The organism is Chryseobacterium sp. HNCC26DJ240, from assembly GCF_057180485.1.
On record NZ_JBXUGK010000001.1, the window covers coordinates 376,724 to 390,790 of the forward strand.

At 36.6% G+C, this 14,067-nt stretch carries 12 protein-coding genes; 5 read left to right on the top strand and 7 right to left on the bottom strand.

Annotated features, from left to right (window positions below):
- Nucleotides 1-6: 6 nt before the first annotated feature.
- The 3 genes from AC2A1G_RS01805 to AC2A1G_RS01815 all read right to left on the bottom strand — a co-directional run bounded on the left by AC2A1G_RS01805 (nt 7) and on the right by AC2A1G_RS01815 (nt 3,925).
- Nucleotides 7-1,665 (bottom strand): ribonucleoside-diphosphate reductase subunit alpha, encoded by a 1,659-nt coding sequence (locus tag AC2A1G_RS01805; protein WP_484045247.1) that lies wholly within the window; start codon nt 1,663-1,665, stop codon nt 7-9.
- A gap of 623 nt (nt 1,666-2,288) precedes the next feature.
- Nucleotides 2,289-2,576 carry a hypothetical protein gene (locus AC2A1G_RS01810; protein ID WP_484045491.1) on the bottom strand — a complete coding sequence of 96 codons (288 nt, stop codon included), beginning with the start codon at nt 2,574-2,576 and terminating at the stop codon, nt 2,289-2,291.
- A gap of 374 nt (nt 2,577-2,950) precedes the next feature.
- Nucleotides 2,951-3,925, bottom strand: a complete 975-nt coding sequence (locus tag AC2A1G_RS01815) for a ribonucleotide-diphosphate reductase subunit beta (RefSeq protein WP_484045248.1) — start codon at nt 3,923-3,925, stop codon at nt 2,951-2,953.
- Nucleotides 3,926-4,356: 431 nt separating this feature from the next.
- On the opposite strand from AC2A1G_RS01815, the gene AC2A1G_RS01820 reads away from it, so the two are divergent.
- From AC2A1G_RS01820 to AC2A1G_RS01835, 4 genes are all read left to right on the top strand, one after another.
- Nucleotides 4,357-5,046, top strand: a complete 690-nt coding sequence (locus AC2A1G_RS01820; protein ID WP_484045249.1) for an ABC transporter ATP-binding protein — start codon at nt 4,357-4,359, stop codon at nt 5,044-5,046.
- Nucleotides 5,047-5,177: 131 nt separating this feature from the next.
- Nucleotides 5,178-6,407 carry an ABC transporter permease gene (locus AC2A1G_RS01825; RefSeq protein ID WP_484045492.1) on the top strand — a complete coding sequence of 410 codons (1,230 nt, stop codon included), beginning with the start codon at nt 5,178-5,180 and terminating at the stop codon, nt 6,405-6,407.
- 107 nt (nt 6,408-6,514) lie between these two features.
- The gene (locus AC2A1G_RS01830) at nt 6,515-7,783 is read left to right on the top strand and encodes an ABC transporter permease (RefSeq protein WP_484045250.1); all 1,269 of its coding nucleotides are present in this window, start codon (nt 6,515-6,517) and stop codon (nt 7,781-7,783) included.
- A 286-nt stretch (nt 7,784-8,069) separates the two neighbouring features.
- Nucleotides 8,070-9,266, top strand: coding sequence for an efflux RND transporter periplasmic adaptor subunit (locus tag AC2A1G_RS01835; protein WP_484045251.1), 1,197 nt, complete (start codon nt 8,070-8,072; stop codon nt 9,264-9,266).
- 173 nt (nt 9,267-9,439) lie between these two features.
- On the opposite strand, the gene AC2A1G_RS01840 is transcribed toward AC2A1G_RS01835, so the two are convergent.
- Complete coding sequence (locus tag AC2A1G_RS01840; RefSeq protein WP_484045252.1) at nt 9,440-9,733, bottom strand: hypothetical protein; 294 nt, start codon at nt 9,731-9,733, stop codon at nt 9,440-9,442.
- A 414-nt stretch (nt 9,734-10,147) separates the two neighbouring features.
- On the opposite strand from AC2A1G_RS01840, the gene msrB reads away from it, so the two are divergent.
- On the top strand, nt 10,148-11,239 hold the full coding sequence (gene msrB, locus AC2A1G_RS01845; protein ID WP_484045253.1) for a peptide-methionine (R)-S-oxide reductase MsrB: 1,092 nt from the start codon (nt 10,148-10,150) through the stop codon (nt 11,237-11,239).
- A 56-nt stretch (nt 11,240-11,295) separates the two neighbouring features.
- On the opposite strand, the gene AC2A1G_RS01850 is transcribed toward msrB, so the two are convergent.
- The 3 genes from AC2A1G_RS01850 to AC2A1G_RS01860 form a co-directional block, all read right to left on the bottom strand.
- Nucleotides 11,296-11,958 (bottom strand): murein L,D-transpeptidase catalytic domain-containing protein, encoded by a 663-nt coding sequence (locus AC2A1G_RS01850; RefSeq protein ID WP_484045254.1) that lies wholly within the window; start codon nt 11,956-11,958, stop codon nt 11,296-11,298.
- A 130-nt stretch (nt 11,959-12,088) separates the two neighbouring features.
- Complete coding sequence (locus tag AC2A1G_RS01855; protein WP_484045255.1) at nt 12,089-12,934, bottom strand: ABC transporter permease; 846 nt, start codon at nt 12,932-12,934, stop codon at nt 12,089-12,091.
- A gap of 2 nt (nt 12,935-12,936) precedes the next feature.
- A complete protein-coding gene (locus tag AC2A1G_RS01860; protein WP_484045256.1) occupies nt 12,937-13,839 on the bottom strand; it encodes an ABC transporter ATP-binding protein in 903 nt (300 codons plus the stop codon).
- Between the last annotated feature and the right edge of the window lie 228 nt (nt 13,840-14,067).

The window sequence follows — 14,067 nt, forward strand, 5'->3', positions numbered from 1 at the left end:
TAGATTTTAAGCTTCACAAGCAGAACACGTCACAAAATTCACCATCATCTCCTTAGAAACAGACGAACTTCTTTGATAATACAAAGTTTTCACACCTTTCTTCCATGCCTCAATATAAAGGTAATTTACATCTTTTACAGGCATCGTAGACGGGATCTGTAAGTTCAATGACTGCGCCTGATCGATATATTGCTGTCTCTGTGCAGCCTGAGAAATAATCTCCATCGGAGAAATTTCCTTGAACGTTTTAAACACTGCTTTTTCTTCCTCAGTCAGTTCAGTCAGATGCTGTACAGAACCATGGTTGAGCATAATCGTTCTCCATGTTTCTTCATTGTCAAGACCTTTCGCTTCAAGCAATTTAGCAAGGTATTTATTCTTACGCATGAAGTTTCCTTTTGCCAAACCGGCTTTGTAATAGTTTGATGCAAAAGGCTCAATTCCTGGAGAAGTCTGTCCCAAAATCGCCGAACTTGAAGTGGTAGGAGCAATCGCCATTACCGTTGTATTTCTCATTCCGTAACCTTTCAGTAATTCCGGTTCACCGTAGATGTTGGCCAGTTCTTTTGATGCAATATCCGCCTGAGCTCTGATGTGTTTGAAAGCTCTTGCATTAAACTGCGTCGCCTCAAAACTCTCAAAAGGAATCATGTTTTTCTGAAGATAAGAATGGTATCCCAAAACTCCCAAACCAAGCGCTCTGTGACGCATCGCGAAGTCTCTTGCTCCTTTTAGATAGTAATTTCCTTCCGTTTTTTCGATAAACTCAGACAAAACAGCGTCAAGGAAATAAATCGCCAACTGTACCGCGTTCGTATCTTTCCACTCGTCATATAATTCTAAGTTCATAGAAGAAAGACAGCAGATGAAAGATTCCTCTCTGGTTGAAGGAAGCATAATTTCCGAACAAAGATTACTCGCATTTACGGTCAGTCCAAGGTCTTTGTACACCTGCGGTTTGTTTCTGTTCACGTTATCCGTAAAGAAAATATAAGGAAGACCTTTTTGCTGACGGCTTTCCAAAACTCTCGCCCAGATTTTACGTTTGTCGGCATCACCGTCGATCATATCCTGCATCCAGTAATCCGGTACACAAATTCCTGTAAACAGGTTCTGAATCGGACTTCCGATGTCTTTAATTGATAAAAATTCTTCAATATCACCGTGGTCAACATCAAGATAAGCCGCAAAAGCACCTCTTCTCACACCGCCTTGGGAAACGACATCCATTGAAGTGTCAAACAGTTTCATAAACGAAACAGCACCCGAAGATTTTCCGTTATCGGTTACCGCAGTTCCTCTGTTACGAAGTTCCCCGAAATATCCCGAAGTTCCGCCCCCGATTTTCGTCTGCATAATCACTTCACCCATTTTGTGGGTAATTCCTTCAATGCTGTCCGGAATATGCACGTTGAAACAAGAGATTGGAAGACCTCTCTGCGTTCCCATATTCGCCCACACCGGAGAAGAAAAACTGATCCATCCTTTCATGATCATCTCCTTGAAAGCCGGCTGCAGTTCAGGTTTGTACAATTTTTTTGCTGCGGCAGTCGTGATTCTGTCGATTGCACCGTCTACGGTTTCCCCTTTCAGAAGGTAACCTCTGTTCAGCATTTGCTCAGATTCTTCGTTGAGCCACCAGATATTGTTGTTTTGTTCTTCCATCTTTTATATTGTAAAATGTACCAGGTACATTGTTATGTTATTATTTTTTAGGAGCAGAAAATTTTGTCTGTCTCCTCACTGTTCTACCTGCTTTCCGCTATATCTTTTTTGTGATTGCGGACAACATTATTTTATCACCTTCACTTTTCTGCCATCGCAATCACAAAAAAGGATGCCGCTGCAATCAGGGCTAAGACGACGTTTCGTTTTTCCTTAGATTCCAGCCAAACCTAACGGGTTTTCAAAACCCGTTAGGTTTTTTCACCCTGAATGTCATTGCGAGGAACAGCCTGTCCCGACCCTTCGGGAAAGCAATCTCTTCCAATCAATTGACCTTCCCGCTTTTAAATCAACCTTGTCAAGGTTCTTTGCGCGCAATCAATCATAAGTTTTGGCTAAAGCCAAAGAACTTCCTCTTTTTGTAAACAGGCTAAAGACCGTTCCTATTGAAGTTTCCAGCCAAACCTCATAGGTTTCCAAAACCTATGAGGTTTTATTTAATCCTCTGTCATTGCGAGGAACGAAGCAATCTTTTCTTTTTGCGGAAATGCTTCGACAAGCTCAGCATGCCATCTCTAATACTAACTTTTTCGACTCTCACTTCGCTGGTGTTCTTTTTTATTTCAAATAGACTTCAAAAACTCAACTTTATGAGAATCATTCAGTCCGCTTTTGTCTCTTAATCTCTGAAACTCTTTGAAGGACGGCATATTTAAAACCTCATTCTGAACTTCTTCGTTTTCATAATTTGAAAAATGAACAAACGTAACACCATCATCTTTTACAAAAACTTTATACTCAAATTTTGTCTGATCCAAAGTTTTAAAGTCATTCAAAAACTTCTGAATATTGCTTTTATTTTCAGAAACAAACTCAGGTTTTACGGTATAACTTACGATTACATTAATCATATTTTCTTTTTTTGTCATTGCGGGAAACAGCCTTTTCCGAAAATCCGTTAAAAAGCGATTCCAGACAAACCTAACGGGTTTTTAAAACCCGTTAGGTTTTTTTTAAGCCAATTATTTCTTTCTGTCATTGCGAGGAACGAAGCAATCTCATCTCTTGTGCGGATGCTTCGACAAGCTCAGCATGACATCTCTAATACTAATCTTTCGTTTCTCGAATCACTCGCGCCCCGACTTGAACGGAGCTCTTTTTGTTATTGCTATTCACAAATAGTTCAACAAACCACTTCACGTTGTTCGCAATAACAAAAAAGCGGGAGTGGAAGGCGGAAATAGGCGCCCAAATAGTCTTAAACCTTGAATTTTAAATCTTAAATCTAGAAAAGATCATTCGCCGTAATACTCTTATCATGCTTCGTATAATCCACCGGTCTTTTTGCGAAGAAATCATCCATAGAATTGGCGAAAACTTCTTCTTCAAACCATTTCATCGGGCTGTACTGTTCTGCAGTAGTGTTGTATCGTTTTTCCATGTTGATTTTGGTTAAACTTTCGTCAACACGGTATTTCATAAAATTGATTAAATCCTGTTTTGAGAACTTATCCAGTTCACCCATTTCAAAGATCCAATCTAAAATTTCTCCTTCCAGTTCGATAGACTGGTCTACCAAAGTATAAATATCTTCAATGTCAGAATCAGTTAAAAGATCCGGCTGCTCTTCACGGATTTTGTTGATCAGATAAATTCCGCCATTCGCGTGAATCTGCTCATCAATAGAAGTCCATGCAATAATATTGGAAACATTTTTCAGGAAACCTTTAAATCTTGTAAATGATAAAATAATGGCAAACTGAGAGAACAAAGACACATTCTCAATCAAAATACTGAATAAAAGCAGAGAAGAAACATATTCTTTCGGAGTTGCAGAATTGGCATGTTTCAATACGTTGGATAAGAAATCAATTCTTTTTTTCAACGCAGGAACTTCTACAACCTGAGAAAATTCTTCGTTATATCCCAAAACCTCCAGCAAACGCGAGTACGCTTCAGAATGACGGAATTCACATTCTGCAAATGTAGATCCCAAACCATTCAATTCCGGTTTTGGTAAGTGATTGTAAAGGTTACCCCAAAATGACTTCACAGAAACTTCAATCTGAGCAATCGCCAAAAGTGCATTTTTTACCGCATTTTTTTCGTGCGGCTCCAGCTGCGACTGAAAATCCTGAACATCTGCCGTGAAATCAACTTCCGAGTGCACCCAGAAAGATTTGTTGATCGCTTCTGTAAACTGAAGAACTTCAGGATACTCAAATGGCTTGTAGCTTACTCTTTTATCAAAAATTCCCATATCGAATTGTAATGTCTTTAAAATTAAAAAAAATGATCACTGTGTATAAAACTCAAAAGATGTTTAACCTCTTGATTTGTTGATGTTTAAATTTTCAACTTATCAACTTTTATGTTCGTTCATCTCTTGTACCGTGCGAAGCACAAAGTTCGAAAAAAAGAAACGATTTGGAAAGGGCTAAAGACTAATTGACTGTCTTTTAACCTCAAAAGTTTTCCACAATTACCTCAAACTCGCTCTGCTATTGGTTTAGAGTACTTTATGGTTTTTAAAAGCCGTTTCTGTTGAATATAGATTTAAACAGTTAATTGTAATTAATTGGTAATTAAATTTTTAAATGTTAAACATACCTTTTTTTCTAATTAATTGCAGTATTTGTAACAAATCTTTTCTGCAAGCTACTTATTAGGTACAAAAACAATGATCATTCAATGTTAGTAATTCAAGATTTACACAAATCATACGATACAGGAAAAAGCAAACTTCACGTGTTGAAGGGCATTAACCTTACTATTGAAGCTGGAGAATTTGTCTCTATCATGGGAAGTTCTGGCTCCGGGAAATCTACACTTCTTAATATAATTGGTATTTTGGATGAAAAAGATTCTGGTGTTTATGACCTCGACGGAATTCCGATCGAACACTTGAATGAAGTAAAAGCTGCGGAGTACCGTTCAAAATTTCTGGGTTTTGTTTTTCAGTCTTTTAATTTGATAGGATATAAAACCGCTTTAGATAATGTTGCACTTCCTTTATATTATCAAAATGTTCCAAGAAAAGAACGTAACCAAAGAGCAATGGAGTATCTTGAGAAAGTAGGCCTCGCTCAATGGGCAAACCATTTACCCAACGAGCTTTCTGGTGGACAGAAACAGAGAGTCGCCATCGCGCGGGCTTTGATTACTGACCCAAAAGTCGTTTTAGCAGATGAACCAACCGGAGCATTAGACTCAAAAACCACTCACGATATCATGAAACTCCTTCAGGACATCAACAACGAAGGAAAAACCATCATCGTAGTAACCCACGAAAATGACGTAGCTGCACAAACCAAAAGAAACGTGATTTTACGGGATGGCATTATTGAAAGTGATGAGTTTATAAAGCAGATTGTGTTGTAGATAGGCTGGATGTTGGAAGCTGGATGCTCGAAGTTAGAGCACTGTTACAATCAAAATTACTTTAATTAAAAAAATTAGCGGTCAGCTTGGAAACTTCCATCATCCAGCTTCCCGCTTCAAACTTGAAAAATATGTTTGACTTAGACCGTTGGCAGGAAATATTCAGTTCGATCCGAAGCAATGTTTTGCGTACGGTGCTTTCGGGTTTTACCGTAGCATTGGGGCTTTTCATTTTCATTGTACTCTTCGGAATTGGTAAAGGTTTACAAAATGCTTTTACAGAAGGGTTTGCAAGAGATGCCCAAAACCTGATTACCATTGCGACAGGAAAGACAACTATTGCATACAATGGTTTGCAGTCTGACCGTCAGATAACAATGAACAATGACGATTACAATTTTCTTGTCAATGCTGATAAGGAAAAAGTAGGTTATGCAAGTCCGAGATATACAGCCAATCTTTTGGTAAAATACGGAAAAGAAAGCGGAAATTATCAAATCAACGGATCGGTAACGGATGAGAAATTCATTGAAAACAGAAAACTTTTAGACGGCAGATATCTTTCACCGAATGACGTTAAAAATAAGCAAAGTGTTGCCGTTATCGGAAGAATGGTGCAGCGGGATTTAATTAAAAACGGAAATCCTGTAGGAAAAGATATCGATATCAACGGAACCATGTTTAAAGTAATCGGTGTTTTTTCAGATGATGGCGGCGATTGGGACGAAAGGCATATTTCTGTGCCAATTTCTACACTCCAACAAATGAAAAAGGGCTCTGATACGGTAAGTACAACTTTCATTGCTTACGATGAAAAGCTGACTCCCGATCAGGCCATTAAATATGGTGATGAACTTAAAGATAAATTAAAATCAAGAAAAAATGTCTCTCCGGATGACGAAAACGGTGTCCGTGTCTGGAATAATGCCCAAAACATGAGTGATACTTTCGTATTCATTGCCGTGCTTACTGCAATCGTAGGATTTATCGGTTTGGGAACTCTCCTGGCAGGAATTATTGGCATCAGCAACATTATGGTTTACATCGTGAAAGAACGCACCAAGGAGATTGGCGTAAGAAAAGCCATTGGAGCAAAGCCGAAAAGTATTGTTGCATTAATTGTTCAGGAAAGCGTTGTAATCACAGTGATTTCGGGACTTGTAGGCGTAGGAATTGGAATTTTAACTTTACATCTTATCGGCGACAGTCTTGAAGAATATTTCATCAAGAATCCAAGTGTTGGAACCACGGAAATTATTATGGCATTTATCGCACTTGTACTTTCCGGGTTAATCGCAGGATTTGTTCCGGCATACAGAGCTTCGAAAATTAAACCGATTGAAGCGTTGAGAACCGAGTAAAAGAGCCAAGGCAAAAGTAAAAAGATTCAAGGGGCAAAAAGTGATAAGAATCAATTGAGATTAAGGTTCAAATGGAAGTTTAGATTTCCAGTAAAAAGATATAAAAAATGAATATTCTATTTAGTAAAGATACATGGCAGGAAATTTATTATTCTTTAAAGAATAATAAGCTCCGTACCTTCCTTACCATGATTGGTGTGGGCTGGGGAATGTTCCTTTATGTAAGTCTTCTCGGCGCCGCAAAAGGAATGGAAAATGGTTTCGATAAACTTTTTTCAGGGTTTGCTACCAATACTATTTTTCTTTGGGCACAAAATACCTCAATTCCTTACGATGGTTTTCCAAAAGGTAGGGAAATGAATCTTCACCTTTCAGATATTGATTTGTTAGAGAGAAAAGTTTCGGAAGTTGATTATATTTCTCCACAAAATTCACGGGGAAATTTCGGAAGTGCAGGTGAGCAGATGTCAAGAAACGGAAAATATGCAACATACACTTTAACAGGAGATTCACCCATCGGAAATAAAATTTCAGAGAAAAAACTGATTTTCGGAAGATATCTGAATGATGCCGATCTTTCTCAAAATAAAAACGTAGCGGTCATTGGAGAAGAAATTTATAAAAACTTTTTTGATGCGAAGAAAAATGAAAACCCACTCGGGAAATCAATCAACGTAAAAGGAGTTTTCTACAATGTTATTGGGGTTTTCAGAGTGAAAAGAGGTGGACCAATGGAAAATGACAGAACAGCGTACATTCCGCTTTCTTCGTTCACAAGATTATTCAATAACGGAGATAAAATTGATGTTTTTTCAGTCGTAAGTAAGCCTGATGCAGAAGTGAGTGATGTTGAAGTTAAAATTAAAGATGTTTTAAAAACTAAAAATAAAGTTTCCCCGGAAGATACCAACGCATTCGGAAGTTTTAATCTCGGAAAAGAATTTAAAAAACTAACCGGATTTTTGGATGGAATGCAGCTTTTAACCATTATCGTAGGAACTTTAACGATTCTCGCTGGTGTAATTGCTATTTCAAATATCCTTTTAATTACGGTAAAAGAAAGAACCAAAGAAATCGGAATCAGAAGAGCGTTGGGTGCAAAACCTTCGGAGGTTAGAAATCAGATTCTTTTGGAAAGTGTGGTAATCACTCTCTCCTCGGGGCTTTTAGGTTTTATTTTCGGAATTCTTTTGCTCATGGGCTTGGATTTAGCGACTCAGGGACAAGACGAATTTCCATTTTACAATCCTACAGTTAATTACGGAAACGTTTTCAGTGCGATGTCTGTGATGGTTTTCTTAGGCTTAATTATCGGGATGATTCCCGCACAAAGAGCTGTGAAAATACGACCAATTGAGGCTTTAAGATCGGAATAGATTTTATAAGAACCAAGGCAAAAGTAAAAAGAGCCAGAGAGAAGAGCCAAGGTAAAAGTAAAAAGAACCAAGGGAAAGAGCCAAGAAAAAATAAAAAGAATCAAGTGTGATGCAGTGTTTTTACGAAGTTTACCTTAAAAGATAATAAGTCATAAAGGGACGGGCTAAATCAGCATGAGGCAAAACCTGATGAAATAAATATCAACCCTTGAAAGGGCGTAATAAAAAACATAAATTGTATTCAACAAAATTCAATTTAAATAGAAATTAAAAAAATAAACTATATATGAAAAAGAAGTTCAGCTGGAAAAAAGCAATCTACATTGTCCTCGGAATTGTTTTCGCAGGTGTCCTTTTTATGGGAATCAGCTATTTGGTAAAATCAAATTCTAAACAGACCGAAGCTTTCCTTACCAGAAAACCGACCATCCAAAATATGGAAGATAAAGTGATGGCTACCGGAAAAATTGTTCCTAAAGAGGAAATCGAAATTAAACCCAATATCGCAGGTATTATTGATAAAATTCTGGTAGATGAAGGTGACAGAGTAGAGGCAGGACAGTTGATTGCCACCGTGAGAATTATTCCAAACATTGCGGAGGTTAATAATGCAACACAGAACGTTCAGAATTCACAACTTCAGATCAGTAATGCTAAAATGAATCTTTCCAATGCGCAGACGCAGTTTGGAATGTCAGAAAAACTGTACAAACAAGGCGTAATTTCAAAACAGGAATATTTGACTGGTCAACAGCAATTATACACACAACAGCAAGCTCTTAAAAACGCCAATCAGCAATTGGTAACGGCTCAGAAATCTTTACAGATCGTGAAAACCGGTGCTATCCCGGAATTACAGGGGTTGGCGACAACGCAGATCCGTTCTAAAGCTGCCGGAACCGTACTTGAAGTTCCTGTAAAAGTGGGAAGTCAGGTGATTGAAGCCAATTCATTCAACGCTGGAACTACTATCTGTTCGATTGCAGATTTAAATTCACTGATTTTCCAGGGCGAAATTGATGAAGCTCAAGCCGGAAAACTAAAGCAGGGCATGGGAATGAATATTGTGATCGGTGCACTTCAAAATAAAACTTTCCCGGGAACGCTAACCATGATTGCTCCAAAAGGAAAGGATGAGAACGGAACGATTAAATTCCCGGTGGAAGGCGATGTGAAAAACCCAAATAATGAGTACATCAGAGCCGGTTTTTCTGCTAATGGAGAAATTGTTTTGAAATCTGCAAAAAATGCTTTGCTTTTGGATGAGTCTTTAATTCAATATGATAAAAAGAACGGAAAAGATGTTCCTTTTGTGGAAGTGAAGCAGGCAGACGGAAAATTCAAGAAAATAAATGTGAAGTTAGGTGCAAGCGACGGTATCAACGTTCAGATTCTTTCAGGAATCGACAAAAATGCTGAGGTAAAAGTTTGGAATCCTTCAGATAAAGATAAAGAAGAATTGAAAGAAAAAGCGAAGAAGTAATTTTAAATTTCAGTTATAAAGTAAAAGTCCCGAAATTTTCGAGACTTTTTTGATGTATTAATGTTGTTTTATACTTGAAAAATTAAGTGTTTGCAATAAGTAAATCATAAATTTTTCATTTTTAAGTTTCTTAATTGAAAGTAATTAGCCAAAAGCCAATTGCTAGAAGCTGTTTAGCTTAAAAATTTGATTTCTTTATCTTTAAAATTATTTTTAACGACAATTTTATTCATCGTTTTCATCATTTTCTTTCTCAGTTCTGCCAGTTTTCTGATGTTTTTATCTTCACTGTAATCAAAAATATTATCCTTAAAACTGAAAGTGTCACCATCTTTAAAATCAACATTATTTTTTTTAAGTTCTCCCAGAAGCATCAGGTTTGTCATGCTTTCAAGGATATAATGTTCAGTTGTGCTTAGTGATTTCAGAGAATTGAGCAGTTGTTTTTTATATTTTTTCTTTCCCATAATTCAGGCTTTTCAATTTTTTAAGATTATGCAAATATATCATTTTCATTACAACCAATTGTTGTGCCTTATGGTACATCGTTTAAAAATTTTGGGTAAGTTTTTCTAAAGATTGACGATTGAAGATGATAATCAAATTAGGTTAACTTTTAATTTACTATTGACCCAACTTATGTCACAATTTCTTATCTAATATTCACGGTGATTTTGATGATAAGTGTCTGTTTTGACATTAACATTTAATTAACTCAACAATCCTTAGTTTTTGAAATCCAGACATCAAAAAATCTCGTAAATCAATATAAACCAAATAGAGATTATCTTTTGACTACACATCAATTTTGCCTTAAATTTGATTAAGTCTCATGGTTTTAAAAAAGATTAATAATTTAAATAATGTTCAATAAAAATAAAATGAAAAATATTTTGGTTTTGTTCGCCTTTGTTTTGGGTATTTCGGCTTTTGCCAGCTCTTGCGAGAAATCTCCAAAGAAAGGAAATGATATGTCAAAAACTGATAACAGAGAAGAAATGAATAATAAAAACTTAAAGGAAGTTTATTTTGCAGGTGGATGTTTTTGGGGAACTGAGCATTTTTTTCAACAGATCAGAGGGGTGGTTTCTACGGAAGTAGGTTATGCCAACGGAAATAAGAAAAATCCGACTTATGAAGAGGTGATCAGTCATACAACCGGTTTTGCCGAGACTGTAAAAGTAAAATACGATCCAGAGCAGGTGGATTTAAAGTTGCTGATCGATCTTTATTTCAAAACAATCGATCCTACAAGCAAAGACCAGCAGGGAAATGACAGAGGAGATCAGTACAGAACGGGAATTTATTCCACAGATAAAGAGACTGAAGCGATTATCAAATCTGAGGTTGAAAAACTGGCGAAAAATTATAAAAAACCGGTTTTGGTAGAAACAATTCCTTTGAAAAATTTCTACAGTGCAGAAACCTATCATCAGGATTATCTTGAAAAAAACCCGGGAGGCTATTGTCACATTGAACCGGGATTGTTTGAAATGGCAAAAAATGCCAATCCGCCAAAAGCTGTGAAATATCAAAAGCAGGATAAAAAGGCTTTAAAAAGTAAATTAACGTCAGAACAATACAGTGTAACTCAGGAAAATGCTACCGAAAGACCTTTTGAAAATGAATATTGGGATGAAACGAGAGAAGGAATTTATGTCGATATCACAACAGGCGAACCACTTTTTATATCAACAGATAAATTTGAATCAGGATGCGGATGGCCAAGTTTTTCAAAACCAATTACACAAAAACTGATTGAAGAAAAAAAAGATGTCTCTGCAGGAATGGAAAGAATTGAAGTAAGAAGCAAGACGGGTGATGCCCATTTAGGTCACGTTTTTGATGACGGTCCGAAAGATAAAGGCGGTTTAAGATACTGTATCAACTCAGCATCGCTGAAGTTTGTTCCGAAAGCGGAAATGAAAGCAAAAGGTTACGGAGATTATATTTCTCTTTTAGATAAAAAATAATACGTTTTCATAGTTTATTAGTGTTTGGTTAGAGATCGCCGCGAGGCGGTCTTTTTTTATTGATAAATCCACATCAAAACAGGTTTTGAAGAAGTTTTCAGAAGTGGATCAACTTGAAGAAATGCATTGTTGGAAAGCGTAGGGCAACCCCAACCTTCGGGAGAACCTTTCGGAAAGATTTCCTCATCGCTCATTCGTTCCCAAGAGTGAAAAACGATGACTCTTTTCAGTGCATTGCTGTTGGTACTTTCAAGTCCGTGCATCAGATATTTTGTTTTGACACCCCATTCGCTAACCCCACGTGCTCCAATTCTGTATTTTCCGAGAGATGAAAGATGACTTCCATCCACATTGCTGAATTCCGGACTGTCTTTAGACTCATCTGAGCTCCAGCTGTTGCTTCCGCAACCGTGTCCTACCAAATGTTGCTGGGTTATTTTTTCAGTTTTAAAATCATAAACAAAAAATCTTTTCACGCCTGAATGCAGACTCATATCAATCAAAATTGCAAAATCTGTATTGAATTTATTTTTCTCACAGAAATCCAATGCTTCCTGTGCATTTTTATGAGTTTTTGCTGAGTCTAAAACCGGTTTTTCTTCCCTCTCATTATTTTCAAAAGCGACAGGCAATCCAGTTTTTTCCTGAGATTTGGAGCAGGAAATAATGCTTATCAGAAGTAAAAACAGAAATAGATTACTGATGAATTTTGTTTTCATCCAAATTTTAATTTTATTTAAAAGTATTAAAAAAATAAAAGTGATCCTTTTTAAGAATCACTTTTCTATAATATTTAATGTGTTAAGTTTATTCAAATATCAAATATCAAATATCAAATTTCAAATCAACTTACCAATCTCTCTTCTTTAAAATGAAATAAGACCCACCGATAAAAATTACACACCAAACGAAGCAGGCAATTAAACTTTCTGTTGGGTAGGTGAATTCGTATTTTAAATTCATCATTTTTGCCATGTTGGTTCTTACCATCGGATTGGGAATTAGACTCGACATACTTTCCAAAGGAAAAAGTTTACTGATGAAAAAGTCGTTCTGCAAAATTTTCATGCGTTCAGCGGCTTGCGTACCGGCAACTTTAGTGTAAGTTTCAATTCCGCCAAGAATACCTTCGGCCACCCAGATCCCAAAAAAAGCAAGGAAAACAAAGATAGATTTTCTAAGCAATATGGATAAAAACATCAGAAAACAGAAAAATGTAAACAGTTTCAGGAAATAATTTCCAATGAAAAATATTTCTTCATAAATCAAAGCTGAATCTGTTGTGTTTGAATACCGATATCCCAAAAACAGGGTGATTGCAAACACAAGAATTGTGGAAATCAATGTAAAAATACCGATAGTCAAAAGTTTTGAGCCAATAAATTCTTCTCTGCTTAAACCGTCAATCGTATTTTGTTTAAACATTCTGTTGCTGAATTCCTGACAAATTGAAAAAACAATGATCAATCCTAAAAATATCTTAAGCAGGGCAACGGTCCATGTTGTGAAATTCCATATTCCGGGGAAATTATACATTCCCTGTTCTTTCAGATTGATGGTGCTTCCGAAGACTTTAACGTCAATCAAACCAATACAGAGAAAAATAACGAGTATCGCAAAATACATAATCGTAAAAACCTTAAACGGTGTATAATTCAGATTTTTGTAGTATTCTAATTTTAATAATTTAGTCATGATTATTTAGTGTTTTTTACAAGTTCAAGGAATTGAGTTTCAAGAGAGAGTTTTTTCTTGTTGAGGTGTGAAAGGTAAATGCCTTTTTCTGCAAGATTTTGGTTGAGCATTGAAGCTGATACCGAAGCATCGTCACGTACGTGGGCTTTTACAAATTCACCCTCAGATTGCACCGAACTGAACCAGTTTAAAGATTCCAGTACTTGTAAAAGTGCAGCATTATTATCAGCTTTTAGTTCAAAAAAGCCTTTATTGCTGGTCATTTCATCCACTCTTCCGCCGTAGATGGCAGTTCCCTGTTTCAAAACAATCACGTGGCTGCATATTTTTTCAATTTCGTCCAAAAGGTGACTGGCGATAATGATGGTGATGCCCTGTTTTGCAATTGTTGAAATAATTTCTCTGATCTGAATGATTCCTTCAGGATCAAGTCCGTTGGTTGGTTCATCCAAAATTAAAACTTCAGGATTGTTGAGAAGAGAAGAAGCTATTGAAAGACGCTGTTTCATCCCAAGAGAAAATGTTTTAAAAGCATCTTTTTTTCTTTCCAAAAGCCCTACAGTAGCCAAAACTTCATCAATTCTGCTGTGAGGAGTTCCCTTGATTTCAGCTACGATTTTAAGGTTTTTTTCTGCGCTTAGGTAAGGGTAAAAATTAGGTTGTTCGATGATGGCACCGATTCTTTTTAGGGTTTCCGGATCTGTACCTTTTTTTCCAAACCAATACCATTCGCCCGAAGTAGGATTGATGGTGGAAAGAAGCATTCCGAATGTGGTAGATTTTCCGCTTCCGTTGGGACCAAGAAGGCCGTACACGTTGCCTCTTTCAACATCAAAAGAAATTCCGTTCACCACGACTCTTTTGAATTTTTTTGTCAGATTTTTTACTGATAAAACTTTTTCCATGTTTATTTTGCTTTACGTTTAAATAGTAGAAGAATTCACGGGTTTGTTACAAAGGGAGTGAAAGAATTGGTGGGGAGCGGGGAGTTGGAAGATGGAAGATGGAAGATGGGAGAGGGAAGATAAAAGAAAATATAATTTGATCTGTTTTCAAAATACCGAACTTCAAATCTCAAATCTCAAATCTCAAATCTCAAATCTCAAATTTTGAATTTTGAATTTTGAATCTCA

Coding starts and splice junctions, on each gene's coding strand:
- AC2A1G_RS01820 (WP_484045249.1), top strand. CDS start 4,357: ATGTTAGTAATTCAAGATTTACACAAATCATACGATACAGGAAAAAGC.
- AC2A1G_RS01850 (WP_484045254.1), bottom strand. CDS start 11,958: ATGAAAACAAAATTCATCAGTAATCTATTTCTGTTTTTACTTCTGATA.
- AC2A1G_RS01840 (WP_484045252.1), bottom strand. CDS start 9,733: ATGGGAAAGAAAAAATATAAAAAACAACTGCTCAATTCTCTGAAATCA.
- AC2A1G_RS01810 (WP_484045491.1), bottom strand. CDS start 2,576: ATGATTAATGTAATCGTAAGTTATACCGTAAAACCTGAGTTTGTTTCT.
- AC2A1G_RS01855 (WP_484045255.1), bottom strand. CDS start 12,934: ATGACTAAATTATTAAAATTAGAATACTACAAAAATCTGAATTATACA.
- AC2A1G_RS01825 (WP_484045492.1), top strand. CDS start 5,178: ATGTTTGACTTAGACCGTTGGCAGGAAATATTCAGTTCGATCCGAAGC.
- AC2A1G_RS01860 (WP_484045256.1), bottom strand. CDS start 13,839: ATGGAAAAAGTTTTATCAGTAAAAAATCTGACAAAAAAATTCAAAAGA.
- AC2A1G_RS01830 (WP_484045250.1), top strand. CDS start 6,515: ATGAATATTCTATTTAGTAAAGATACATGGCAGGAAATTTATTATTCT.
- AC2A1G_RS01815 (WP_484045248.1), bottom strand. CDS start 3,925: ATGGGAATTTTTGATAAAAGAGTAAGCTACAAGCCATTTGAGTATCCT.
- msrB (WP_484045253.1), top strand. CDS start 10,148: ATGAAAAATATTTTGGTTTTGTTCGCCTTTGTTTTGGGTATTTCGGCT.
- AC2A1G_RS01835 (WP_484045251.1), top strand. CDS start 8,070: ATGAAAAAGAAGTTCAGCTGGAAAAAAGCAATCTACATTGTCCTCGGA.
- AC2A1G_RS01805 (WP_484045247.1), bottom strand. CDS start 1,665: ATGGAAGAACAAAACAACAATATCTGGTGGCTCAACGAAGAATCTGAG.